Genomic DNA, 23,994 nt, shown 5'->3' with positions numbered 1-23,994 from the left:
GCCCGGTGATGAGCGCGGCATGTCCGGCAATTCCAATGCGGTTTGCGAAGTAAGAGCGTCGAGGCGGCCGGGTGGGGACAGGATGGTCATCGCATCCTCAAAATCTGTACCTGAGCCCGGCGGAGAACACCCGCCCGCTGCGGGTTCTGGCGAGCAGTCGGCGGGCATCGCGGTCGGTGTACTGGGCGATCGGAGCGTCGGTCAGGTTACGGGCCTCCGCCAATGCCTGCAGCTTTTCACCAAGTGCGAAGTGAGCGGCGAGATCGAGTGTCAGGCTCGGCTTGATCCATTCCCCGATGTTGCCGTTATTGCCCACTCCAACCCGGTACGTTCCGCGGTATGCGGCGGCGATCCGCGCATCCCACTTTTGCCCCGTGTAATAGAGCGTAGCGTTGCCCGACCAGCGAGACAGGTCGATCAGGGGCAGGTCGACTGTATCGGTGCCGTAGGTCACGTCGCTCCTGCCTGAGGCGAAAGTGATGTTTGCGGCCATTCCGAAACCGTCGAACGGAGCGGGCAGGAAGCGCAGGTCACGCTGGACGGCTGCCTCCAGCCCGAAGATCGAGGCACCCGACCCATTCACGGGGCGCACGACGTTGTAGAGGATCGAGGGGGCCTGATCGGCGTAGAGGAACTCCAGCGGATAGCCGGTTTCCGAATAGGGCGTAACGCTGGTCTGAGAGGTGATGAACGAATCCAGGTGCTTGTAGAACAGGCCTAGAGAGACATAGCCATCTCGGCCCGAGTAGTGCTCGATCGACAGATCCAGCGCATCGGCCGTGAAGGGCTTCAGGGCCGGATTGCCCGAGGTGATGGTGCCGCCGAACGGCGTCGCATTGACCTGTGCCGCGGCGCGCAGGTCGGCGACGTCGGGCTGGTTCAGGTTACGGCTGGCGGCAAGACGCAGCAGCAGGTCGGGACGGAGTTCCAGGCGCGCCTGTATCGAGGGTAGCCACGCCCCCCGGCTACTGCGAAGGGAAACCGGATACTGGCTGACGTCGGTACTGGCCTTGCCTGAGGAAAGGGTATCCACGCGCTGGTATTGAAGCCCGAACTCGGCCCTGAGCGGCATTGCGCCAAGCTGTCCACCGACCGCGGCGAGTGCGAAAGCGGCATAAGTGTTTTCATGCAATGCGTAGGCGGTGCCGGGCATGTCATCGCCGCCGCCGAGATCGCGCTGCTGCCCGGTCGCGGCGAAAGTGGCATCGACATCGGCGACGATATAAGGGGCCAGCGTCTGGCCGTTGAACAGGGATGTCAGAGCGGGACTGCCTTCCTCGTAGTCAACCCTTACACGCCGTTCGTACCCGTCGTTGCCGAAGTAGCGATAGGAGCCGCCGAGGCGCAATTCGAGCCCCGAAGCGATGGTGTGGCTCAGTTCGACCCTTGCTGTGACGTTCTGATTGACGATCGAATCTTCGCGGGTGTCCGCCCGCATGAGGCTCCACTGGGAAGCCTGGGTGAGGTCGAAACCATAGGCGTTGCGTGCGCCATGCCCGGTCGCGACATAGCTGAAGTTCTTGCCGACGGCTTCGAGGAAAACCTTGTCGAACACCGGCTCCTCGAAATCGCTGCGGGCATAGCCGATCCGCGCGGCGACCTTCGTGCGTTCTCCGATCGGTGCGTCGAGCGAGAACACCGCCTGACTGAAATCGGTGTGATCTTCCGTCAGCTTGTGCTCCGAGCGGAAGTCCACCCTGCTGAAATCCGCCGCGGTGATCGTGTTCCCCACGACCGTTACCGCGTTGAGCAACTGGGTGCCATCGACATCCGCAGTCAGCCCGTTGGTTCCGGCTGCGGCCAGCGAGTATTCCTCGCGATGATTGGACAGCCGCGCGTGAACGAGATCCAGCGCTATTGTGACCCCACCGTCACTCTCATGTTGGAGCGAGGCAACGAGGTTCAGCCGATCGAAACGGTTAGTCCAGGTCGAGTAAGTTTGCGCGCGCGACATGTACAGTGGATCGCCATGGCCGGTAAGGCGCGCCCGGTCTTCGCTGCTCACCCCGGAGCCGACGTTGGCTTCTCCGAAGACGACGGGAACCCAGTCCCAGTTGCGGTAGCCGTATTCGGAAACCCGATTCCGGCTCCAGGACAACGCCAGAAGCGCACCCCATCGATCGTTTCTCCGCGAGATTTCGGCGGTGAGCTGCGGCGTGACGGCACTGCTGTTGGCACCTGCGCGGCCTTGCATGGAAAGCAGGGTGACGTCGCCGGATTGGTCGAAGGGACGAACCGTGCGCAGGGCCACTGTCCCGCCGACGCCGCCGGCCTCGCGATCCGCCGACCAGCTCTTGAGCACTTCGACTTCCGAGAACAGCCCTGCATCGAACACCGAATAGTCGAACCGGCGCTGGCGACTGGCCGAACCGCGATTGTCCAAACCCGATGCGGTGGTGGCGAGCGCCTCGATCCCGTTCAGTGTGGTGCGGGTGAAAAGCGGTCCGAGACCGCGCAGCGAAACCTGCCTGCCTTCGCCATTGTCACGGCTGATGGCAATTCCCGGCAGGCGTTGCAGAGCGTCAGCAGCATTGTGGTCGGGGAAAGCGGCGATATCCTCGGCACGGGTGACCTCGAGGATGGACTGCGCCCCCTGCTTTTCCGCCACCGCCTGCCTCAGGCTTTCACGGTAGCCGGTGACGATGATGGGCGGCGCTTCCGGTTCCGATGTCGCGGCAGTCGCAGCCGGAGAAGGTGCAGGGCTGCGAGATGCGGATGATATGCCCTGAGTGACCACGAACCCGTCCGGCATCCGTTTTACCGTTACCGGAACCTCGGTGGCGATCCTTGCCAGGGCTTCTTCGACCGTCAGCCGCTCTCGTACAGCACGACGGATTTTCAGGTCCCGTGTCACCGAGGTAACGATCTGTACGCCGGATTGCTGGGAAATCGCCCTCAGAACATCGACAACGCGGCCGGAGGGGATCTTGAAGGCAATGCTGCGCGGCTTTGGCCGCGATGTTGGAAGCGCAGGCTTTCCAGCACGTGCATGTGCGCTTCCGGCCGCAAGCGGTGCGGCCAGTGCCAGAACCATGCAGGATGTGATGAGCCGAACGCGACCGCTGGGAAACACAAGCCCTCCGGCGCGGCCGCTATCAGGGCTCGATGACGGTTATGTGACCTTGCGCTATCGTTTGTTCGCCATGCCGGTTGGGGCGCGAGACAGAGATGTGCCTCGCGCCCTTTCCATCAGAACTCGAAGCGGACGCCGCCCATAACGGTCGTACCCGAACGGGTATTCACATAAAGGCGCTTGGTGCTGTCCGAGTACTGCCGTTCGTGCTGGTTGGTGAGATTGATCGCATCGAGCGTGAGCTGGATGGCATCAGTCACCTTGTAGTGGGCGGACATGTCGACATAGACAGTTGCCGCATAGCCCGAGAGATCCTGGTCGAGCCCCAGCGAACTCGTGATCGGTGCTGCGCTATAGACGTAACTGCTGCGGTAATTGGCCGATCCGCGAATGTCGAACTTTGCATCCTGATAGTAGAGCGTGACGTTGCCGTTGTACTTGCTCAAGCCTTCAAGCGTGGTGTTGGCGCCGCCGCTGTACATCGTTGAGTAATCGTATCTGGAATCGACATATGTGAAGTTCACCACTGTCCCGAGGTGGTCGAACGGTGCGGGCAGGAAAGTGAAATCCGTCTGCGCCGAAAGTTCGAGGCCCCACAGGTCCGTCTTGCCCAGGTTCACCGGACGCGAGAACGAGGTGACGATGGTGTTGCCGGTCGCGCCAGGGACAAGATCGGTCGAAAGGCCGGTTTGGCTGTAGGGTACGTCGTTGACGGTCTGGGTGGTGATGAAGCCGTCCAGCGTCTTGTAGAACAGGGCCCCGCTGACCGAGCCGACCTTGCCGAAATAGTACTCGACCGAAAGATCGAGGTCGGTGGACTTGTAGGGCTTGAGGGCAGGGTTGCCGACCGAGACAGACAGTTCGCCGTTGTCACCGACCGAAACGGTGCCATTGACGGCCAGCGAGCCGAGCGAGGGACGGTTGATGTTGCGCGCAGCCGAAGCGCGGACAACAAGATCGCGAGCCGGCTCGAAGATCATGTTCACGGCGGGCAGGAAGCCCTGATAGCTCGCTGAAACCGCGATGGGCGTATTCGCGCCGCTCACGGTGCCGATGCCCGCCGAAAGGATGTCCGTATGATAGTAGCGGCCGCCGATGTTGCCGCGGAAGGGCAGGGAGCCGAGCTGATGGTTCCAGTCGTACTGCACGTATCCGGCGGCGGTACGCTCTTCCACCGCGAAGACGCTGTTCTTCGAGGTCAGGTAGTTCCCCCGGTCGATGCCGAGCACGTCGAGGGCCTTGTCATAATCGACGATCACCCAGTCCTGGCCCTTGTAGCCGGTGTAGACCTGCGAATAATCGCCGATGTCTGCGCTTACTGCACCTGACTTGAAATCGTTCAGCAGGGCATCGTTGTAGGTGCGCTTGAAGCCGGAGTTTTTGAACCGCCGCCATTCGCCGCCGACGGAGATCTTGTCGTCGGGCGTGAACTCGTAGGCGAGGGCGCCCTTGATGTTGTCGAAGGCGGTATCCTGGAAGCTTTGGTTCATGTCGATTTCATGCGCGTGGTAGTTCGACGCATCGCTCGTGTCCCAGCCATAAGTGTTGACGAGCGAGTAGTTGCCGCCGCGATAGTCTGAGATCACGTCGCCATAGGCTTCGGTGTAGAAATGGTCGTCCACCGGCATGTCGTAGCTGGAACGCTCGATGCCGCCCAGGAACGTCGCCTTGAGGCCCGGCACGATCTCGGCGTCGCCGCTGAGGACCAGTTGCTTGAACGTGTTGGTGGTCTTCTGGATACGGGTTTCGGTAGCGGTCTGTGCGCCCGAAACGTCAAGGTAGGTAACCTCGTTCTGGTCGTTCCACTCGATGTCGTTGATGGTCGAGTTCGGATAGTTCACGCCCGCGAAGGTCTGCCCGCCGCCAAGCCAGGTGGAACCGCCGCTGCCGCGCGAGGCGAGATGGGTCTCGAAGCGGTCGGCCTTGTACTTGCCGTAAAGGCCGTCCAGCGTGAGATGCACGGTTTCGGACGGGTTCCACTGCGCCGAAGCCGTTACGCCAAGGCGGTCCTGCGTGCTGTCCCAGACCGAAAGTCGGTTGCCGCGCGCGAAGCGCAGTTCACCAGAGTTGATCTTGTCCTGTTCCTCTTGCGTCAGGCCCGAGATATCCGAGCCGTTCGCCTTGTTGAGGCGCCAGCGATAGGTATCGAGGCCGGTTTCCCGGGTCTGGCGGTGGCTGTAGGCGGCGGAGACGAGGATGCCGAAATCGCCCCAGTTCTTCGAGACGAGGCCGGTCAGGCGCGGCTGGAAATCCTTGGTCAGCGTATTGGTGCCGGCCGAGGCCGAGAAGGCTACCTTCGTGCCCTCATAGTCGAACGGGCGCGCGGTATAGAGCCCCACTGTGCCGGCAAGGCCGCCTTCGGTCTGCTCTGCCGAGAAGGACTTGCGCACATCCACACGGTTGAACAGTTCGGCGGCGAAAATGTTGAAGTCGAACGCGCGGTCGCGCGTGCCTTGGCCGCGGCTGTCCTGCGGAGAGTCCACGTTGCCCAGCACTTCCATGCCGTTGAGCTGGACGCGGGTGAAGTCCGGACCAAGGCCGCGCAAGCTGACCCTGCGGCCTTCGCCGGCTTCGCGGTTGATGGCGACGCCTGGCAGGCGCTGGAGCGCTTCGGCAAGGTTGAGGTCGGGGAAGGCGGCGATGTCGTCGGCAACGATCGAATCCTGGATGATTGTCGCATTGCGCTTCACGTCACGAGCGCCCTGAAGGCTGGCGCGGAAGCCGGTGACGACGATATCGTTTTCAGGAGAAGCTGCAGGTTCGCCCTCGGCGTAAGCCGGCTGAGCTGCCATCGTGCCGAAGGCGATGGCTGTCGATACCAGCCAGAGGCTGCGTTTGGTCCACATTCGAATAACTCCCCGATGGATGCCGTGAGCGGAAGGCCCTGCGGCGGTCGGGGGTGGAGAGCGCGTGATCGACGCGATGGGGACAGAAGAATTTTGTGAAAGTTCGGAGTAACTTTGATTACATTTTTATTTCAAAGGAATTTTTTGAATAAATATATAAATAATAATTTTCAATTGTTGGTAAGGTATTAGAACTTTAAAATATAAAACTATTGTTCTTTTGTGATATTTGGTGAAGTTTCTATTAGTGTTCTGTAAATCTGGATCGCGTGGATGATGGCGGGTGGTTGACTTGCCTTATCGGTAAACGCAAACAGCCGAAGAAATTTCTCCTCCCGCCGGAGCTTCCATGACCGATTCCGACCTTCCCAAGCCGCAGGCAGACGAGCCCATTGTGCGCTCCGACCGCCGCGACTTTCTGGGCGGCCTTGCCGCTGCGCTTGGTGCCGCTGCCGTTGCCGGCGCTCCCGGAGAGGCTGCTGCCGCAACCGGGAAGGGGCTTAAAAGCCGTGCTCGGGTAAGCGATGCGAAACTGCGTGATGCGATCGATACCGTGGTCGTGATCTTTGCGGAAAACCGCAGCTTCAACAATCTCTTCGCCGATTTTCCCGGCCTGGAGCAACCGCTCGCATCCGTCCCGGCAGAGCGCACCGCCCAGCGTGACCGTGACGGCAAGATCATGGACAGGCTCCCGAAGATCTGGGAGGGGCTTGTTCCTGGCAAGCAGGTCGTCGAACATACCGAATATCAGATTGGCCCGGATGACCTCGGCCCGATCGCCAACGGTCCTTTCGCGCTCAAGACGCCGGAGGGAGATCCGCTTCCGCATGGGCTCGTCACCCGTGATCTCGTCCATGCGTTCTATCAGAACCAGTGGCAGATCAATGGTGGCAAGAACGACGGTTTCGTCGCCTGGGGGGATAGCGGCGCCTTGGTCATGGGCCACTACGGCGATATGCGCGCGCAGTTGCGGCTCTGGCAGGTCGCCCGCGAATTCACGCTTTGCGACAATTTCTTCATGGGTGCTTTCGGCGGCTCGTTCCTCAATCACCAATACCTCATCGCCGCGCAGCCGCCGTTCTATCCGGATGCCGACAAGAGCCCCGTCGCCAAGCGTATCGCGCATATCGAGGGAGACGATCCCAAGGGCATCAAGCTCAAGCTCGATCCCAGGAATGCGGCCAGTGCGATGGACGGTCCTGCGATGTTCTCTACCAGCACACTCTCGCCGGACTTCTGGGCGGTGAACACGATGCTGCCGCCTTACGCGCCGACCTACGAACTCGACCCCGAGAAACCCGGTTTCGCCAATGCCGGCAGTAGTCACACATTGGTGCCGCAACAGCACAAGACTATCGGCGATATGCTCTCGGCCAAGGGTGTTGAATGGGCCTGGTATGCCGGAGGGTGGAACGCAGCGATGGAAGGGCGTCTGAACGATGCCTCTTTCCCTTCGCGCCCGAATTTCCAGCCGCATCACCAGCCGTTCAATTATTATGATCGGTTCGCGCCGGGCACCGCGGAACGTGCGAAGCATCTGCGCGACGGCGGCGAAGGCAGCACGGCCCGCACCAATCGCTTCCTGGCCGATGCCGAGACGGGTAAACTTCCGGCGGTCAGCTTCTACAAGCCGCAGGGCAATCTCAACATGCATGCCGGCTATTCGGATATCGATGCAGGAGATCGCCATATTGCCGCTGTCATCGACGGCCTACGCGCGAGCCCCCAGTGGGAACGAATGCTGATCGTGATCACTTTCGACGAGAACGGCGGCTGGTGGGATCACGTGGCCCCTCCAAAAGGGGATCGTTGGGGGCCGGGCACGCGCATTCCCGCCGTCATCGTTTCGCCCCATGCAAAGAAGGGTGCGGTGGATCACACGATCTACGACACAGGTTCCATCGCGCGCTTCCTCACCCGCCGGTTCGGGCTGGAGAAACTGCCGGGCCTGCAAACGCGCGAAGATGCGATGATCGCGGCCGGCGGTGTCGCGCCAGGTGACCTTACGAACGCGCTGGATATCGCCTGAGCCGGCAGGGTGGGCGGCCAATGGCGCCTACTCTTGCCGTTTGCTTCAAACCGTGCAGGAAAGTCCGCAAAACAGGTGCGTTGCACCTGCGAATGCGACAGAGTGCCGGGGTTCGGAGCGATTCTCCATCGCCTCCGGTCAAGCACGAACTTCGGATCGCATTTTCAGAAAAACAGGGGCATCAGATCCATGCGGCATATTCCACTTACCGCTGCTTCCTTGGCGGCCGCCATGCTGGCGGCAACCGGCGCGCAAGCTGCACCGAAGGCTCATCCGGAGGCCGAGAAGCAGGTTCTCGAAATCTCGAAGCAAGCCATCGCGCTGCGTTCCGTGGAGGGTGAAGGCAACAAGACAGGCGACGTCGCCGAACTGTTCCGCAAGGAGCTGCTCGCGAACGGCTGGAACGCGGGCGACATCGAGATCGTGCCCCACAAGGACACTGCCTACCTGATCGCGACATGGCCAGGCAGCGATCCCTCGCTCAAGCCGCTGGTCGTTTCCGCACACATGGATGTGGTGGAAGCCAAGCCCGCCGACTGGGAGCGCGACCCCTTCACGCCCGTAGTCGAGAACGGCTACCTGTACGGACGCGGCGCTAGCGACACCAAGTTCGAAGCGGTGCTCGCGATGGAATCGATGATCGAACTGCGCCGTCAGGGCTTCCGGCCGAAGCGTACCCTCGTGATCGCGTATTCCGGCGATGAGGAAACCTCGATGGCGACCTCGAAGCTGATTGCCGAACGCTTGAAGAACGCGGACCTCGTACTCAACGTCGACGGGGCTTCGGGCACGCTTTCCGAGAAGACCGGCAAGCCGTCGTTCTGGTCATGGCAGGGGGCTGAAAAGACCTATGTCGATTACCAGATCGAGGTGACGAACGCGGGCGGGCACAGTTCCGCGCCGCGCACGGAAAACGCCATCGTCCAGCTTTCGGAAGCGCTTGAGCGGATCGGGCACTATCACTTTCAGCCGGAACTGAACGACATTACCCGTGCCTACTGGGTGGAGGCTGCCAAGCTGGAGCCCGACGCGGCGCTGGCCGGCGCCATGCGCGCCTTCGCAGCCGACCCCAACGACGAGGCGGCGCTCAAGGTGCTGCGGGCCAATCCCTCCATGGTCGGGCGTACCGGCACCACATGCGTGCCAACGATGATCGCCGGCGGGCATGCGCAGAACGCGCTGCCGCAGCGGGCCACCGCCAATATCAATTGCCGCATCTTCCCCGGCCATACCCGCGAGGAGATCATGGCTGAATTGCAGAAAGTCGCGAACGTACCGGCGGCGAAGTTCTCCGACGTGACCGGCGATGCCTCCACCATGTCGCCCGCATCACCGATGCGACCGGACTTCGTGGCCGCCACGCGCAAGGCGGTGACGGCAGCCTGGGGACCGATCCCGATCATCCCGTCACAGGCCTCGGGTGCTTCGGATTCGATGTGGTACCGCGCGGTGGGTGTGCCCAGCTACGGCGCGAGTGCGTCGATGATGAAGGACTCCGATGAGTTCGCCCACGGCCTCAACGAGCGACTGCCGCTGCTCAACGTCCGTCCGGGCATCACTTACTATCTCAGCCTTTACAGGGACCTTGCCGGCAAGTGAGGGAATACGCCGGGCGGGCGTGATCCCGCCCGGTATTTTCTAGATGCGAAAGCGCTTCATTCGGGCGCCGTCGGCAATAACTTCGTGCGCGCAGTTGTGTCCCGGCGCTCCGGTGACGCCGCCTCCGGGATGCGTGCCCGCACCGCACATGTAGAGCCCCCTGATCGGGCCGCGATAGGATCCGTGGCCAAGCACCGGACGCGCCGACCACATCTGGTCCAGCGTCAGGTTGCCATGCATGATGTCGCCGCCCACAAGGCCGAATTTGCGCTCCAGCCCCTTCGGGCTCAGTATCTGCCGTCCCAGGATCGAGGCACGAAAGCCGGGGGCCTGGGCTTCGACCGTATCGATGATCGTATCGGCGGCCTTGTCCTCCTCGTCATCCCAGTCCCTGCCGCCGGGAAGTTCGGGGGCGAACTGCTGGCAGAACAGGCTGGCTACATGTTGGCCCGGCGGGGCCAGACTGTCGTCGATGGTCGAGGGGATCAGCATCTCGACGATGGGCTTTCGCGACCAGCCGTAGGTTTTTGCGTCAAGGAACGCCCGGTCCATGTAGTCCAGAGTTGGCGCGATGATGATGCCGGACCTGTGATGTTCGCCTGGCTCCGGCAGGCAAGTGAAGCGCGGCAATTCGGATAGGGCCACGTTCATCCTGAAGGTGCCGCTGCCCGCCTTGAACCCTTTCATCCGGCGGGCGAAGTCGGGCGAGAGATCGCTTGCTGCCATCATCTTCCCATAGAGAAGCTTTGGGCCGACATTGGCGATGACACGCGGCGCGGCAATCTCCTCGCCGCTTTCGAGCCGAATCCCCGCGACCTTGCCGCCATCGACAAGGACCTGCTCTACCGGACTTTCCAGACTGATCTCTACACCGAGACCGCGGCACACCTCTGCCATGATGCGGGTGATTTGACCCATCCCGCCCACTGAGTGGCCCCATGCTCCTTTCTTACCGTTCACTTCGCCGAAGACGTGATGCAACAGGACGTAAGCGCTGCCCGGCGTATCGGGCGAGGCATAGTTTCCGACGACCGCATCGAAACCGAAGGCAGCCTTCACCGCCTTGCTTTCGAACCAGCCGTCAAGCAGGGTACGTGCAGACTTGGTGAACAGGTCGAGCACGTCTCGCTGAGCTTCGATCGGGAGGCCCGCAACTCGTCGCCCTTGCAGCGCTGCATCGATCAGGCCGCGCCAGCCGTCTCCGGCATTGGGAGGAGACTTGAGGGCGAGGTCGCGCAGAACTTCGGCAACGCCTTCAAGTGCATCGTAGTAGGCCGGGAGGATATCCGCATCATGCGGGGAAAAGCGCCGAAACTCGGCCTGAGTACGCTCCAGCCCGCCACCGAGCTTGAGGTAGCGGCCGTCTTCCTGCGGCAGGAAGTTCGAAATCGGTCGCTCGATCACGCGGTAGCCATGCTCCGCCAGCTTCATGTCGGTAATGACCTTGGGCTGGAGCAGGCTTACGGTATAGCTGGCGACCGAATTGCGAAAACCCGGATGGAACTCCTCCGTAACCGCCGCGCCGCCGACGACACCGCGCCGCTCGAGAATACGTACCTTCAGTCCGGAACGGGCGAGGTAGAACGCGCAGACCAGGCCGTTGTGTCCGCCACCGATGATGAGGGCATCGTATCTCTTCGTCATGCTAGTCGATCTCGTTGTGCTTGAGCCAGAGCCAGATGGGAAGACCCAGCGCCATCAGGACGAAGCTGAGGCCGCTGGCGCCGATCCCGGCGCCCCATAGGGTCCACAGAGCATAGAGCGCGCCGAGCAGCGCGGGGATGCGCGCAACGCCGAGCCTGAGCGCGGCAAGCGCGCAGGCAAGATAGAGCCATAGCGTTGCCGAGGTCGACAGAAGAAGGAGGTATTCGAACAGGGCCTGCATGGTCCTGCTGGCGTTCAAGGCGGCAAAGCAGCTGGCGACAACGGCGGAAACCAGAAGAGCCCGCCTCGCCGTTCCGCGCGCGTCGGTTTCGGCGAGCCAGTGCGGTAACAGGCGACGACTGGCCATGTCCCGCACCATTTCTGCTTCAAGCAGGGTCCACCCGTTCAGCGCGCCGATGCAACTGATGACGGCGAAGACGGCGATGAGCATCGCTGCGTTACCGTCCCAGAAACGGGCGACGAAAGTGGCGAACGGCGCTGCCGAATGCGAAGCGAGGTCGCTGGGCAGGAGCAGGGCGATGGCAGAGCAAACCATCAGGTAAAGCGCACCGGTCAGCGCGGTGCCCCAAAGCGTGGCCCGCGCGACGTTCACTTTCGGGTTGCGTACGCGCGCGGCTGCGACGCTGGCGGATTCGAAGCCGAGCAAGGCCCATAGCGTCAGGGTGGCGGCGCCGTTGATGGCGCCGGAGCGAACTTCGGAGGGATCGAAGGAGGGCAGTTGGGCCTTGCCACTGGCAAGGATATGGACGGCCAGCACTATGACGACCAGGAGGGGAATTATCTTGAGCGCCAGCGTGACGATCTGGAAGTTCCCCGCAGCGCGCGTACTGCGCAGGTTTATCAGCGTCACCAGCCAGAGCAGGGCGATTGCGGCAAGGGCGGGGACATGTTCGCCCCGTCCAAGAAACGGTACCATGCTGGACAGGTAGCTGACCGCGGCCACCGCGATCGTAACCACCGAGGTCCACAGCGAGACGAGATAAATCCAGCTTATGAAAAACCCGGCGGTCTTGCCGAAGGCGTCGGTGACGAAACCGGCGGGGCTGCCGGCTTCTGGACGGGCATGTGTCAGGCGGCTGAGAACGAAGGCGAGGACGAGAGCGCCGCTGATCGTCGTCAGCCAGCCGATCACGCCGTTCCAGCCGAACGGAGCCAGGCTGGCCGGCAGCAGGAACACGCCTGAGCCGATCATGTTTCCCATGACCAAGGCGATCGCCGCCATCAGGCCGAGGCTTCCCGACGATGTGGCTATAACGGAAGCCTTGCCGCCCCCTGCCTGTTCCGCCTCGTCCCAATCGCCTGCCATGCTGTATCCCTGAATGAAAGGCAGCGGCCCCTATGGCATGACTACGCTATTTTCAACGGGGAGGAAGTGGGGGGAGGAAGTGCGGGGCGATCCACGCCGCCTAGAACCCTCTTGCCACGCCTTCGCGCCGGGGATCTGCGCCGCCGATATAGCCGTTCGGCGTGGCGACAATCGCCTGGAGGCCCGATTCCTCGCCCCTTGCGGTCGACAGGGGCATGTTCCTTGCCGCCAGCCCTTCCATGATCGGCGCGGGGAAGACGTCGGCACTGTAGCTGTCGCCCTTGGCGACGAGGTTGGGCAGCGTCACTGCATCCTGCGGGGACATCTTCCAGTCGAGCAGGGCGACCAGCACCTTGAGATTGTAGGCCTGAATGGCGCTGCCACCGGGCGAGCCGGCGGCAGCGACGAATTTGTGCTGAGGGGTCAGGACGATCGTGGGAGCCATGCTGGAACGCGGACGCTTGCCGGCGGCCGGCGCGTTCGCGGCTTTCGCCCCGTCGTCGTCCGTCGGGCTGAACGAGAAATCGGTCATCTGGTTGTTGAGGAAGAACCCGCCTACCATTCGTCCGGAGCCGAAGATGCTTTCAACCGTCGTGGTCATCGAGACGACATCGCCTTGCGTATCGACGATGACGATATGGCTGGTGCCGCCGGGCTCATTGGTGCCATCGGGGCCGAATTCCGGCGCTCCCTTCGGTTTGCCGAAAGTGACCGGCCCAGCTTTTTCGCCCACCAGCGCCGCGCGCTCCTTAGCGTATGAGGGGTCGAGCAGACCTTCGAGCGGCACTTTCACGAAGGCCGGATCGCCGACATAGCGGTCGCGGTCGGCATAGGCGAGGCGGCTTGCCTGCGCGAATTCGAACCATGCCTTTTCATCGCTGGCGCTGCGCTTGTCGATGTCGGTATGTTCGAGAATGCCGAGCGCCATCTGAAGGCCCGGCCCGCCGGACGGAGCCTGCGGCGTGCAGACCAGGTACACACGGTAGGTGCGGCAAAGGGCTGGTCCAGAACGCGGACGGTAACTGGCAAGGTCCGCCAGCGTCATCGCACTGGGATAAGGCCCTTGGCTTACCCGATCGACGATCTGCTGGGCTATCGGGCCGGTGAGCAGGCCGGAAGCGCCGAATTTCGCGATCCGTTCGAGCGAACGGGCGTAATCCGGGTTTTTCAGACGGTCGCCCGCCGCATAGGGCATGCCGTCCGCCTTGGTGAAGTAGCGCCTTGCGTCTGGAGCCGAGGCCTGGGGCGCCTTGCGCTGGGAGATCATTCCAGCGAGCCGCGGGCTGACAATAAAGCCGTCCTGCGCGAGCTTGTGCGCTTCGCCGAACAATTCCGACCACGCCAGCTTGCCGTGATCGCGATGCGCCATGTCCAGCATGGCCACCGCGCCGGGCACGCCGGTAGAGATTCCCCCGAGCACCGCCTCGACGAACGGCAGGCGCTTGCCATCGGCACCCAGGAAAAGCCGGTCCGTCGCTCTGGCCGGAGCGACTTCGCGGCCGTCATAGGCGGTCGCCTTGCGCGTCTTCGCATCGTAGTAGACCATGAACGAGCCGCCGCCGAGACCCGAGCTTTGCGGTTCGACCAGACCGAGCACGGCCTGGATTGCGACCGCTGCGTCCACGGCTGAACCGCCTGCCTTCAGAACGTCCACTCCTGCCTTGACCGCCAGCGGGTTTGCGGCGGCGACCATGGCATGTCGTGCCGTCGCCGACTGGCCGGTCGGCTCGGCCGTCGCGGAGACGGCATGAGGCGTCCTGCCATCGGCGGGCATGGCTGCCGTCAACATCAGCGCAGACAGGCCAAGGGCGAGAGACGAGCGGCGCAAGGGCATTCTCCGGAAGGTGAGAGCAGGCATTTGCAGCGGCTTAGCGTCGCCCTTGCGGCTGCGCCACCCCCATGCGGCATTGCAATAAACTCACTGCAACTGACATAAAATCCACGTCAAAGCATCTTGCGCGAATTAGTTAGCACTCTAATTACCCGTCTCATGCAAGAACGACGATCGAGCGAAAAGGCTCTGGCCGCGAGGTTGGGGCCGGTTTCGCGTTCCTGGCAGCAAATGGCTGATTCGGCCCTGTCCTCCCTGGGAGTTTCGAACTCCTCGGCATGGGCGCTCGTTCACCTGCTTCGTCTCGGAGACGAGGTACGGCAGGGCGATCTGGCGCGCGTCATCAACGTGACGGAGCCTTCGCTGGTCCGCACGCTGCACCTGCTCGAAGACGCAGGCCTGGTGGAGCGTCATGCCGACGACAGCGATCGCCGGGCCAAGCACCTGCGGCTGACCGAAGAAGGATCTATCGTTGCAAAACGGATCGACAAACGATTGATCGAGTTGCGTGCAACGCTGCTCGATGGCATTCCGACGGAAGACGTCGAGACTGTCGTGCGCGTGCTTGACCGCATCGCCGCACGCATTGCGGAAAGCGCCGCCCGGCAATGACGAAACGTTTCGGACTGGACGCAGCGCTGTTTTCCGTGAAGGCCTACATGGCCTCGATGCTGGCCATCTACATTGCGCTGTCGATCGGGCTCGAACGTCCTTATTGGGCCTTCCTCACGTCCTACATTGTCGCACAGCCGCTGGCGGGGGCTGTCGTGTCCAAGGCGATGTTCCGCGTGATCGGCACATTTATCGGCGCGGGGATGGCGGTCATCATGGTGCCCGTGCTCGTCAACGCACCGGAATTGCTGACGATCGCGATAGGGGCATGGCTGGCGCTCTGCGTCTTCGTTTCCCTGCTGGATCGCACGCCGCGTTCCTATGCCTTTGTTCTGGCCGGCTATACCGCAGTGCTTATCGTGCTGCCGAGCGTGGACGTTCCCGGCACGATCTTCACGGTGGCGACCCTGCGCGTGCAGGAAATCACCATCGGCATCCTCTGTGGCAGTTTCGTCCACGCGCTCGTGTTGCCGCGCTCGGTTTCCGCTTTCATGCTGCAACGGGTGGCCAACATTCTCGCCGATGCCGAGCGCTGGTCGAGCGATTCCCTGTTGCTCGATGGCGACCCGGCAATCGACAAGGAACGCCAGCGCCTTGCGCTTGACGTGACCGAACTGCACCAGCTTTCCATTCACCTCCCTTACGAGAGCACCCGCATCGCGCCGCGTATCCGCACGGTACGCGCCTTGCAGGACCAGCTCTCGCTCATCATGCCGCTGGGCGCCGCAGTGACGGACCGGATCGGGCAATTGCGCGCGGCAGGAAGCATTTCCGCCGAAGTCGAGAGCCTGCTGGCCGATACCCGTCACTGGTTTTCCCGGCTCGACGCGATGCCGCTCGGCGAGCGCGAGAGCGCGGCCACCGCGCTTCAGGAGCGCAGCCGCGCGCTGGAACCGCGTGTTGGCCCTGATTCCTCGTGGGACGAGCTTATCCTGCTCAGCCTGCTTTCGCGCCTTGCGTCCCTGATCGGCGCCCATCGCGACTGCCGCCTGCTCGCCGAGCAGCTTTCCACGCCGAGCACTCGCCCGATCAGTCCGCGTGCTTCCGAACTCGTGGAAGGACGTCGCGGCCGTGAACTGCACCGCGATTTCGGCGGGGCGACGCGCGGCGCCATCGGCGCATTCTTCACGATCTGCATCGGATGTGCTCTCTGGATCGGCAGCGGTTGGCATGAAGGAGCCACGGCGGTCATGCTGGCGGGTGTCTTCACGGCATTGTTCGCGGCTGCTCCCGATCCGCTTGCCCCGCTGCGCGCTTTCTTCCTGGGAACGCTGATCGCGACGCTGATCGGGCTGCTCTATGGCTTCGTCATAATGCCGCGGCTCGACGGGTTCCTTGAATATGCCCTGGCCATGGCGCCGATGCTGCTCATGCTGGGAACGCTTATGCAGTCTCCCCGGTGGGGCGGCATCGCCTTGCCCATGCTGCTGGGACTGGGTTCGCCGGTTCTCGTTTCGGACCAGTATGTCGGCGGGTTCGCCGGTTTCGTGAACGGCGCGCTCGCCCAGCTTGTCGGCATCATCTACGCCATTGTCGTCATCCGCCTGCTCAACTCGACGGGGAGCCATGCGGCGATCCGCAGCACCGTGCGGGCAGGGTGGGCCGATATCGCCGAGCGCGCAAACCTGATGAGCCCGCCGGACGTGCGGGCCTGGATCAATCGCATGCTCGACCGGATCGCCTTGCTGGCCCCCCGTCTCGCCATGGCAGGCCGTTCCCCCGGTCAACCGCTTTACGACGCCCTGAGGGATCTGCGCACAGGCGTGGCGATCGGCGAACTGCGCGAACTGCGCCTTGCCCTTCCGCCGACCAAACGCGGGCCGCTTACGGAAGTTCTTCAGAAAGTGGGCGAATACTATCGCGGCCTGGATCCCGACCGTCCCGCTCCTGCCGACCCCATCCTGCTTGAGGATATCGACATCGCCATGACTGCCGTGTTGAACGACCAAGACCCCGAGTTGAGCCGCGCCGGTGCGCTGGGTCTGGTCAGCTTGCGCCGCAACCTGTTTCCGGCTTCGAGCCCCACGCCGAAGGCGCTGGCGGCATGAGGGGTGAAGTCTCCATCGACGGGGTTTTCCTCCCCACCTTGCTGGTTCTTGCCGTCATTGCCTCGGTCATCACCCTGGTGCTGATGCGCATTGCCAATGTCATCGGTTTCTACCGCCTGTTCGCCTATCGTGCGGCGGTGGACCTGTGCCTCTACATCCTCGTGCTCGGGCTTCTCGTCTGGGCCTCTCCCTTGATCGGTTTCCGCCAATGAAGCGCTTTCTTGCCCGGCTCGCGCCCAGCCTTGCCACCACTGTCCTCGTCATTCTTGCCGCCGTGATCGCGATCTGGCTCTGGCGCCATTATGAGGACAGTCCCTGGACCCGCGACGGCCGCGTCCGTGCCGACGTCGTGCGCGTCACGCCCGACATCGGCGGCCTCGTCACTTCGGTGGAGGTGAAGGACAACCAGACGGTCAAGGCTGGCGACCTGCTGTTCGTGATCGACCGCCCGCGCTATTCGCTGGCCGTGGAGCAGGCGCAGGCGGCAGTAGCAAGCGCCCAGGCCCGGTTGGGACAGGCCCAGCGCGAGGCCAGGCGCGACCTGGCGCTTGGCGATCTCGTGGCCACCGAAACCCATGAGCAGAACGTCGCCGCCGTCGCCACGGCCCGCGCTGCGCTCGACCAGGCGCTCAGCGGGCTAGACAAGGCCAAGCTCGACCTTGCCCGCACCAACGTGCACGCTTCGGTCAACGGCACCGTGACCAACCTCGATCTGCATCCCGGCGACTATGTGGCGCCCGGCAATCAGGCCATGGCCCTGATCGACAGCGATTCCATTCGTGTCGAAGGCTATTTCGAGGAAACCAAGCTGCCGAACATCCATGTCGGCTCGCCGGTAACTGTCGTGCTCATGGGTGAGGAGCGTCCGCTCAAGGGCGTGGTCGAAAGCATTGCGGCAGGGATCAACGATACGACACGCACCGATTCGCGCAACCTGTTGCCCAGCGTCGATGCCACCTTCACCTGGGTCCGCCTTGCCCAGCGCATTCCCGTGCGCGTGCGCCTAACCGAAGTACCCAAGGGCGTGAACCTGATTTCCGGCCGCACGGCGACCGTTACCATCGAACAGCCCGGTGCCGGAACACGCGGCCGCACCAAGGCACCGTCTCAGCGTCAGGTTCAGGCTGCGCCTTCCGCGCCGGCCGTGGAGGCGACGCAGTGATGAGGAACCGCGTTTCGCTTCTGGTCCCCGCGCTTCTGGCCCCCGCGCTTCTGGGCCCTGCGCTTCTGGCGGGCTGCGCCACGGCCGGGCCCGACTATGCGCCGCCTGAAAATTCGGTGGCCAGTGCGCCTGCGGCCAACGGGCCGTTCGTATCCGGGCAGGGGCAGGCATTCTCGCAAGCCGAACTGCCGGACCGCTGGTGGCGGCTCTACGACGATCCTCGGCTTGATGGTCTTGTCGAGCAGGCGCTCGCCGCAAACGCCAATATCCGGGCGGCGGACGCGAACCTGCGCAAGGCGGACGCCGTCATCCGGGAATATACCGGCCAGAAGACGCTGGCCACGACTATCGGCGCCGATGCCGATCTCGAGCGAGACTATTCGACCACTTCGGCCGGGACCAACATGCCCGGCGTGCTGACGTACGATCTGGGATTGACGCTATCCTATCCGCTCGACCTGAACGGCAAGATCAAGCGCGCCATCGAAAGCAGTCTTGCTGACCGCGAAGCGGTGGAGGCGGCGCGAGACGCCGTGCGGATCAGCGTGGCGGCAGCCACGACCAAGGCTTACGCCGATGTCTGCGCGGCCAATTATCAGATCGCGACAGTCCAGAGAGTCATCACCCTGCAACAGCAGACCCTGGATGCGACCGGACGCCTCCAGCGAGGAGGGCGCGGCACCGCCTTCGATGTGAGCCGGGCACGTACCGCGGTAGAAAGCAGCCGGGCCAACCTTCCGGCGTTCCAGGCCAAGCGCCAGTCGGCGCTTTACCTGCTGGCAACCTTGCTCGGCAGGGCACCCGCTGACTATCCAAGGGAAGTCGAAGGCTGCGCTACGCTTCCGCGACTTTCGCAGCCGATGCCGGTGGGCGATGGTGCGGCGCTGATCCGGCGACGTCCGGACATTCGCCAGGCCGAGCGCACGATTGCTGGCGATACGGCGCGCATCGGGGTCGCAACCGCCGATCTTTACCCGACGGTCAGCATCGGCGGCGGGATCATCAACGACGGCAAGCTGGAGAATATCGGCAAGACGCACAGTTTCGGCTTCAGCCTTGGGCCGTTGCTGAGCTGGTCGTTCCCCAATCGCCCGATCATTCACGCGCGGATCGACGCGGCCAACGCCCAGGTCGAAGCCGATATCGCGAAGTTCGACCAGACCGTACTGGACGCCCTGCGCGGCACCGAGACTGCGCTGGAGACTTACGCCCGCGATGCCGACCGGACCGACGCGCTTGGCCGGGCGAGCGACAGCGCAGGTCTTTCCGCGCAGCAGGCGGGCAAGCTGTTCCGCTTCGGTCGCAGCGACTTCCTCAATCTGCTAAGTGCGCAAGGTGCGCTGGCGACGGCGCAGGTCAACCATGCCGCTGCCGAAGCGGCTCTGGTGGATGACCAGATCGCGGTGTTCCTCGCACTTGGCGGGGGGTGGCAGCAGAGCCAGTAGGCTCTACCTCAAGCTGCCTTGCGGCGCTTGTCGAGGCAGGCTGCATAAGCCGCGAACAGGTCTTCGAAGTGGGCGTCCATGGTCCTTGCGGTGACCGCAGGGCGGGGCCGCTCCTGCACGACGGCGAGGATCGCTTCGGCTGCGGCCTGCGCATCGGCGGCGGCATAAGTCCGGCCCGCGCCTCCTGCTGCATGGTCCGCCGCGCCGCCCGCGTCCGGGACGATCACCGGAGTGCCGCTTGCACGGGCCTCTGCAGCTGTCATGCAGAAGGTCTCCGCCTCGCAGCCGTGCACCAGGGCATCGGCACTCGCCATGATGCGGGCGAATGCCGCGCGCTCGCGCTCGGGTGCAAAGAGGCGGACATGCGGATTGCCGGCGATGTGACGCAGGATCGTGCGCTGCTCGCGGCCTTCGCCCAGCATGACGAGGCCGATTGGCGTCCGCTGGCTTGCCATGCCCACAGCATCGATCACCAGCGGCCAGCGCTTTTCGGGTGCGAGACGGCCAACCGCCAGCAAGAGCGCGGCGCTCTCCGGCAGTTCGCAGGCCGCGAGCAATTCGGCCCGAAGCGCAGGGTCGCGGTGAGCGGGTGAGAAGCAGCCTCCCTCGACACCCATCGGGATCGTCACGGTATGCGATACGCCGCCTTCGCCAAGCCGCCTTGCAAGATCGCTGTTGGCGCAGACGACGTGATCGAACCGGCGACTGTGGCGGCGCAGGTGCTCCCAGAATACCGAGAACTGCCGGTCTATGGTCTCGCGAGAGAAGACGTTGCCGAGCCAGCGATAGGCGTAGGCGGACAGCGGATCGGCATGCATGACCAGACTGCGCGGTGCATCGCCCGGCCAGTCCGCCACGAGCCCGGCGCTCCGCCAGGGTGATGTCGCCTCCACGAAATCGGGCGCTTCGGCATCGAGCGCGGCGTGGAGCCGCTCGGGCTCGTTGAAGTACCAGTACTTCCGGTCCAGCGGGAAGCGCGGGCTTTTTACCAGGACGATGCGGGCGCCGGGGCCACGTTCGATCACAGCATCCTCGTCCCCGGGGGCAAGGATGACGATCTCATGGCCCATGGCGGGGCCGATCCGCAGCTTCTGTTCCACGTAAGTGCGTACGCCGCCGCCGTGGGGCGAATAGAAGGCACAGACGTCGACGATTTTCATTTGCTCAAGACCTTTGCCTGAAGGGGCGCGACACCGAGCCCGCTGCGGTAATTCATGACGATGCGCAGGCTCGTGAGCCCCGTGCCGGCGGCGGCGCTCGCCTTGCGCACGTTCGGCTTGCCCCAACCCAGCTTCGGATTGCCTGAGAAGCCGATACCGTCGATCTTCCAGTCGAACTTGCGGTCGTCGTCGCGGTCGTGAAGCAGGCTGACGGCGTAAGTGCCGGGCGCGGGCACACGGATGCAAAGGCTCGGGACGCCGCTGGGAGGCAACGCCGCCTCGACGCGGCGGAAGGTCTTCCCGGCGCTGACGAGGACGTTGTCGTCGGCAAGGAAGTCTTTCTCGTTGGCGGGGTAGACCTCCAGCCGGAGCCTGCCGCTCCTGTCTTTGAGGCCCACGGGCTCGACGACGAAGGCTGGACCGCTCTCGTTCGGCCGGCACCGGCCTTCGGCCTTGCCCAGATCGGGCGTGGAGGGAATGAGGGCGGCGGCAAGCAGCACGATGAAGGCCGGTGCGTTCATGCCGACTGCTCGGGGATTGCCAGGTCTCTGCCTGCCAGCAGCGCCCCTAGCACGAGATGCGCCGCCAGAATCAGGCCCGCCATCAAGGTCATGAGCGCGCCGATGTCACGCTCGTGGCCTAGGGCGAGCACTGCGACCCCTGCGAACAGCAAATCCTTGTTGGGTATCAACGGCAGCCGGGAGACCAGCAGACGCAGCGTGGCAAGGAAAAGCCACCAGGAAAGCTGCACTTCGGGAAGAACCAGATGCCAGAGCAGGGCATTGAACAACGTCGTCAGCGCGATCCGGCCGAAGTGGATCTGCGTTATCATGACGAGATCGGCCTGAGGCAGCGAGAAGACGCGGCGGCGGAGCAGCATGGCGGCCGCAGAAACGACCAGCAGGACGCCGAGAGAGAGGGTCATCATCCGGCTGTCGAGCCCGAGCCGCGTTGTGCCCATGACCGGCACCATCACCGCCAGCAGAGCCATGGTCACCCCGTTGCCGGTCATCGCCGACAGGATGGCCACGTCCTTCACCGCTCCGAACGGCGCTGCTCCCAGCGCGACCCGGCGCCGCGCCCAAGTGTAAAAGTACGCCTCTCCCAGGTAGCCAAGCAGCAGTTCGTTGTAGACCTTCTTGCGCAGCAGCGCGAGCATGCCGGAGCCTGGGATGCCCCAGAGCCGCCGGAAAATGAGCCATTCGCTGGCCGGCGTCACAAGATAGCTCAGCGTGAAGACCACCCAGAAGCCGGGGGTCGCCGGCACCATCGCGATGAGATTCCGGAGGTCGAGCCCGCCCAGTTCATGGAAGACCGCGGCAACGACAGCGAGCGAAAGAATAATGGAAAACGCGGCGTTACGGCCACGACGCGGATCGCGGTCCTGCGGCGTCAGTTGAAGGGCCGGGGCATCTGGCGCCAGAATGGCGGCGGTCTCTGTCACGAAAGTCTCCGCGAATAGGGGAGGGGTCAGAGCGTGCGCTGCCGGGACGCGTGCCCCGTCCATGCACTGAGCCCAAGATTGCGGCGGCGGTTGTGTTCGCGCTGGCGGTGAAGCTGCGTCATCATTTCGAGATAGCGCCGCGCCGCGCTTTCGACCTCGTAGCGCGCGGCAATGTCCCGGGCTCGGTCGGGGTCTCCGCCGAGCTCCCTGATGCGCGTGAGCCCTGCGGCAAACGCGCCTTCGTCCCGCGGCTGTACCAGCAGGCCGGTGCGACCTTCCTCGATCAGGCATTCCATGCTGACGCAGCAGTTCGTTGACAGTACCAGCAGACCTGCCGCCAGTGCTTCCACGACGACGCCGGGCAGGCCTTCGTAGTCGGAACTCAGCACGAAAACGTCTGCATCGGCCAGCAGGGTATCGATCGTTCCAAGATAGCCGGTGAGGAAGACCCTTCCATCGAGGCCGAGCTGTCGGACCAGATTTTCGATGACTCCGCGTTCCGGGCCTTCGCCTGCGATCGTGAGGGTGTCGGCCGGGCGGGCGGCGCGTGCGAAGGCGCGCAGCATCATGGCATGGTTCTTTTGCGGAGCGAGGCGTCCGGCTGTGAGATAGCGCGTTCCCCAGACCGAGCCGGGTCGCCTGTCGAACCGAGTGAGACGGGCAAGGCGAGCACGGGACAGGATCGGGTTTGCGATGACTTCCACCTGGCTTGCCCTGGCCCGCGTCGTTTCCCGGATTTCACGCGCCATGGGTTCGGAAAGGCCGATCAGCCGATCGAACATGCGGCCCTGGACGCGCAGCCATGCGCCGTATCCGTGCCGCACCCAGGGAGACATGTCGGGCCGGTGCAGGGCATTGCTGACCTTGAGCGCCATGGGCGGCGCGTGTTCACCCAGCAACAGGCGCATCGCCGCACCGACCACGGCATAAGTGTTGCCGGGCAGGAACAGCACGTCGGCGCCCTGATCGACGAGGTAGCTGTATAGCGAGTGGATCATCCAGGGCGTCTCCCACGACGCCGTGGGAAGGCGGGTGGGGATCTGCCAATAATCCAGTTCGGGCAGCCTGGAGAGATCGCAGCCGCTTGCCCGGCCAAGCACCACGGTCACCTGGTGCCCGCTGCGATCCCATTCCGCAGCGAGCCCCAGCGCCACGCGTTCAACTCCGCCCGGATCGGGGCTGTGCAGCGGCACCAGAATCCTGAGCGCGTCCGTCATGTGGCTCCTGCTGTCATGGCCTGGATCTTCGGGAAGACTCCGCCGAACCACGCGACCCGCAGCAGGCATGCCGATTAATTCCAGCGCGAGACGGGCTGATATGGCGGCCTGATTTCGGGTTTGTGACGGTCGTTCTCACCGTCATCTGCGAGACGTGAAATTGCTGGGAAACTGTCATCGACCGGGCAAACGACGGTGCTCGGCAGCAGTTGACGCCCGGTGCCATAGCCCGCACGCATCAGGAAGCGCCGACTTAAAGATATTTATTTAATATTATCAGATATTTGAATGTAAGACCTGCACGCTCAAAGCTGCCGCCGTTGATCGAAAGCCGGGGTGGTCATGCGTGGATTTGCAGGCTGTCCGGGCTCTGGCTGCAGCGCAGAAGAGCCCGGCAGGCACCCTGCATTATGCGCGGCGAACTTGCTGTTCGAAGCGTCCGACGACCGAAAATTTGCCGCCCGCGCAAGCCCGTTGTTGCTTTTTATGAAATTGGTGCGCGCCAAACGCGAGTTTTTTGTCTATGGAGCCCGTCAACAGGCCCGTTGGGGTCGCGC

At 63.5% G+C, this 23,994-nt stretch carries 16 protein-coding genes; 7 read left to right on the top strand and 9 right to left on the bottom strand.

Annotation, left to right across the window (positions count from 1 at the left end):
- Positions 1–97 precede the first annotated feature (97 nt).
- Complete coding sequence (locus U9J33_RS11450; RefSeq protein WP_324695346.1) at positions 98–2,854, bottom strand: TonB-dependent receptor; 2,757 nt, start codon at positions 2,852–2,854, stop codon at positions 98–100.
- Between the two features lie 335 nt (positions 2,855–3,189).
- Positions 3,190–5,919 carry a TonB-dependent receptor gene (locus tag U9J33_RS11445; RefSeq protein ID WP_324695344.1) on the bottom strand — a complete coding sequence of 910 codons (2,730 nt, stop codon included), beginning with the start codon at positions 5,917–5,919 and terminating at the stop codon, positions 3,190–3,192.
- 349 nt (positions 5,920–6,268) lie between these two features.
- On the opposite strand from U9J33_RS11445, the gene acpA reads away from it, so the two are divergent.
- Both acpA and U9J33_RS11435 read left to right on the top strand, forming a co-directional pair.
- Positions 6,269–7,948 (top strand): acid phosphatase, encoded by a 1,680-nt coding sequence (gene acpA, locus U9J33_RS11440; RefSeq protein ID WP_185997358.1) that lies wholly within the window; start codon positions 6,269–6,271, stop codon positions 7,946–7,948.
- A 219-nt stretch (positions 7,949–8,167) separates the two neighbouring features.
- On the top strand, positions 8,168–9,547 hold the full coding sequence (locus U9J33_RS11435; RefSeq protein WP_324695341.1) for a M20/M25/M40 family metallo-hydrolase: 1,380 nt from the start codon (positions 8,168–8,170) through the stop codon (positions 9,545–9,547).
- A gap of 39 nt (positions 9,548–9,586) precedes the next feature.
- Here the strand turns inward: U9J33_RS11435 and U9J33_RS11430 are convergent, their stop codons facing one another.
- From U9J33_RS11430 to ggt, 3 genes are all read right to left on the bottom strand, one after another.
- Positions 9,587–11,191: an NAD(P)/FAD-dependent oxidoreductase gene (locus U9J33_RS11430; protein WP_324695339.1), complete on the bottom strand. Its 1,605-nt coding sequence runs from the start codon at positions 11,189–11,191 to the stop codon at positions 9,587–9,589.
- Position 11,192: 1 nt separating this feature from the next.
- The gene (locus U9J33_RS11425) at positions 11,193–12,518 is read right to left on the bottom strand and encodes an amino acid permease (protein WP_324695337.1); all 1,326 of its coding nucleotides are present in this window, start codon (positions 12,516–12,518) and stop codon (positions 11,193–11,195) included.
- Positions 12,519–12,618: 100 nt separating this feature from the next.
- Positions 12,619–14,292 (bottom strand): gamma-glutamyltransferase, encoded by a 1,674-nt coding sequence (gene ggt / locus U9J33_RS11420; RefSeq protein WP_420719882.1) that lies wholly within the window; start codon positions 14,290–14,292, stop codon positions 12,619–12,621.
- Between the two features lie 288 nt (positions 14,293–14,580).
- Here ggt and U9J33_RS11415 point away from each other — a divergent pair, with 288 nt between their 5' ends.
- Genes U9J33_RS11415 through U9J33_RS11395 form a run of 5 tightly spaced genes read left to right on the top strand, consistent with a single transcriptional unit; the run spans position 14,581 to position 19,616 of the window.
- A complete protein-coding gene (locus U9J33_RS11415; protein ID WP_231635882.1) occupies positions 14,581–14,961 on the top strand; it encodes a MarR family transcriptional regulator in 381 nt (126 codons plus the stop codon).
- A complete protein-coding gene (locus U9J33_RS11410) occupies positions 14,958–17,009 on the top strand; it encodes an FUSC family protein (protein ID WP_324695334.1) in 2,052 nt (683 codons plus the stop codon). The genes U9J33_RS11415 and U9J33_RS11410 overlap by 4 nt, the downstream gene beginning before the upstream one ends.
- On the top strand, positions 17,006–17,221 hold the full coding sequence (locus U9J33_RS11405; RefSeq protein WP_054437824.1) for a DUF1656 domain-containing protein: 216 nt from the start codon (positions 17,006–17,008) through the stop codon (positions 17,219–17,221). The genes U9J33_RS11410 and U9J33_RS11405 overlap by 4 nt, the downstream gene beginning before the upstream one ends.
- Positions 17,218–18,171, top strand: a complete 954-nt coding sequence (locus U9J33_RS11400; protein ID WP_324695332.1) for an efflux RND transporter periplasmic adaptor subunit — start codon at positions 17,218–17,220, stop codon at positions 18,169–18,171. Before U9J33_RS11405 ends, U9J33_RS11400 begins: the two co-directional genes overlap by 4 nt.
- Positions 18,171–19,616 (top strand): efflux transporter outer membrane subunit, encoded by a 1,446-nt coding sequence (locus tag U9J33_RS11395; protein WP_054437823.1) that lies wholly within the window; start codon positions 18,171–18,173, stop codon positions 19,614–19,616. Before U9J33_RS11400 ends, U9J33_RS11395 begins: the two co-directional genes overlap by 1 nt.
- Before the next feature lie 8 nt (positions 19,617–19,624).
- On the opposite strand, the gene U9J33_RS11390 is transcribed toward U9J33_RS11395, so the two are convergent.
- From U9J33_RS11390 to U9J33_RS11375, 4 genes are read right to left on the bottom strand one after another with little or no spacing between them, the layout of a single operon-like run.
- A complete protein-coding gene (locus U9J33_RS11390; protein WP_324695330.1) occupies positions 19,625–20,776 on the bottom strand; it encodes a glycosyltransferase in 1,152 nt (383 codons plus the stop codon).
- Positions 20,773–21,297 (bottom strand): DUF2141 domain-containing protein, encoded by a 525-nt coding sequence (locus U9J33_RS11385; RefSeq protein ID WP_324695328.1) that lies wholly within the window; start codon positions 21,295–21,297, stop codon positions 20,773–20,775. The genes U9J33_RS11390 and U9J33_RS11385 overlap by 4 nt, the downstream gene beginning before the upstream one ends.
- A complete protein-coding gene (locus U9J33_RS11380) occupies positions 21,294–22,220 on the bottom strand; it encodes a hypothetical protein (protein ID WP_324695326.1) in 927 nt (308 codons plus the stop codon). The genes U9J33_RS11385 and U9J33_RS11380 overlap by 4 nt, the downstream gene beginning before the upstream one ends.
- Before the next feature lie 26 nt (positions 22,221–22,246).
- Positions 22,247–23,437: a glycosyltransferase gene (locus U9J33_RS11375; RefSeq protein ID WP_324695324.1), complete on the bottom strand. Its 1,191-nt coding sequence runs from the start codon at positions 23,435–23,437 to the stop codon at positions 22,247–22,249.
- Between the last annotated feature and the right edge of the window lie 557 nt (positions 23,438–23,994).

This window comes from Novosphingobium sp. RL4, assembly GCF_035658495.1.
Taxonomy (GTDB): Bacteria; Pseudomonadota; Alphaproteobacteria; order Sphingomonadales; family Sphingomonadaceae; genus Novosphingobium.
Note: the sequence above shows the minus strand (reverse complement) of the source record. Positions and strands in the feature narration are given on the sequence as shown.

Coding starts and splice junctions, on each gene's coding strand:
- U9J33_RS11425 (WP_324695337.1), bottom strand. CDS start 12,518: ATGGCAGGCGATTGGGACGAGGCGGAACAGGCAGGGGGCGGCAAGGCT.
- U9J33_RS11430 (WP_324695339.1), bottom strand. CDS start 11,191: ATGACGAAGAGATACGATGCCCTCATCATCGGTGGCGGACACAACGGC.
- U9J33_RS11415 (WP_231635882.1), top strand. CDS start 14,581: ATGGCTGATTCGGCCCTGTCCTCCCTGGGAGTTTCGAACTCCTCGGCA.
- U9J33_RS11400 (WP_324695332.1), top strand. CDS start 17,218: ATGAAGCGCTTTCTTGCCCGGCTCGCGCCCAGCCTTGCCACCACTGTC.
- U9J33_RS11445 (WP_324695344.1), bottom strand. CDS start 5,919: ATGTGGACCAAACGCAGCCTCTGGCTGGTATCGACAGCCATCGCCTTC.
- U9J33_RS11390 (WP_324695330.1), bottom strand. CDS start 20,776: ATGAAAATCGTCGACGTCTGTGCCTTCTATTCGCCCCACGGCGGCGGC.
- U9J33_RS11405 (WP_054437824.1), top strand. CDS start 17,006: ATGAGGGGTGAAGTCTCCATCGACGGGGTTTTCCTCCCCACCTTGCTG.
- ggt (WP_420719882.1), bottom strand. CDS start 14,292: ATGCCCGCCGATGGCAGGACGCCTCATGCCGTCTCCGCGACGGCCGAG.
- U9J33_RS11395 (WP_054437823.1), top strand. CDS start 18,171: ATGAGGAACCGCGTTTCGCTTCTGGTCCCCGCGCTTCTGGCCCCCGCG.
- U9J33_RS11410 (WP_324695334.1), top strand. CDS start 14,958: ATGACGAAACGTTTCGGACTGGACGCAGCGCTGTTTTCCGTGAAGGCC.
- U9J33_RS11385 (WP_324695328.1), bottom strand. CDS start 21,297: ATGAACGCACCGGCCTTCATCGTGCTGCTTGCCGCCGCCCTCATTCCC.
- U9J33_RS11375 (WP_324695324.1), bottom strand. CDS start 23,437: ATGACGGACGCGCTCAGGATTCTGGTGCCGCTGCACAGCCCCGATCCG.
- acpA (WP_185997358.1), top strand. CDS start 6,269: ATGACCGATTCCGACCTTCCCAAGCCGCAGGCAGACGAGCCCATTGTG.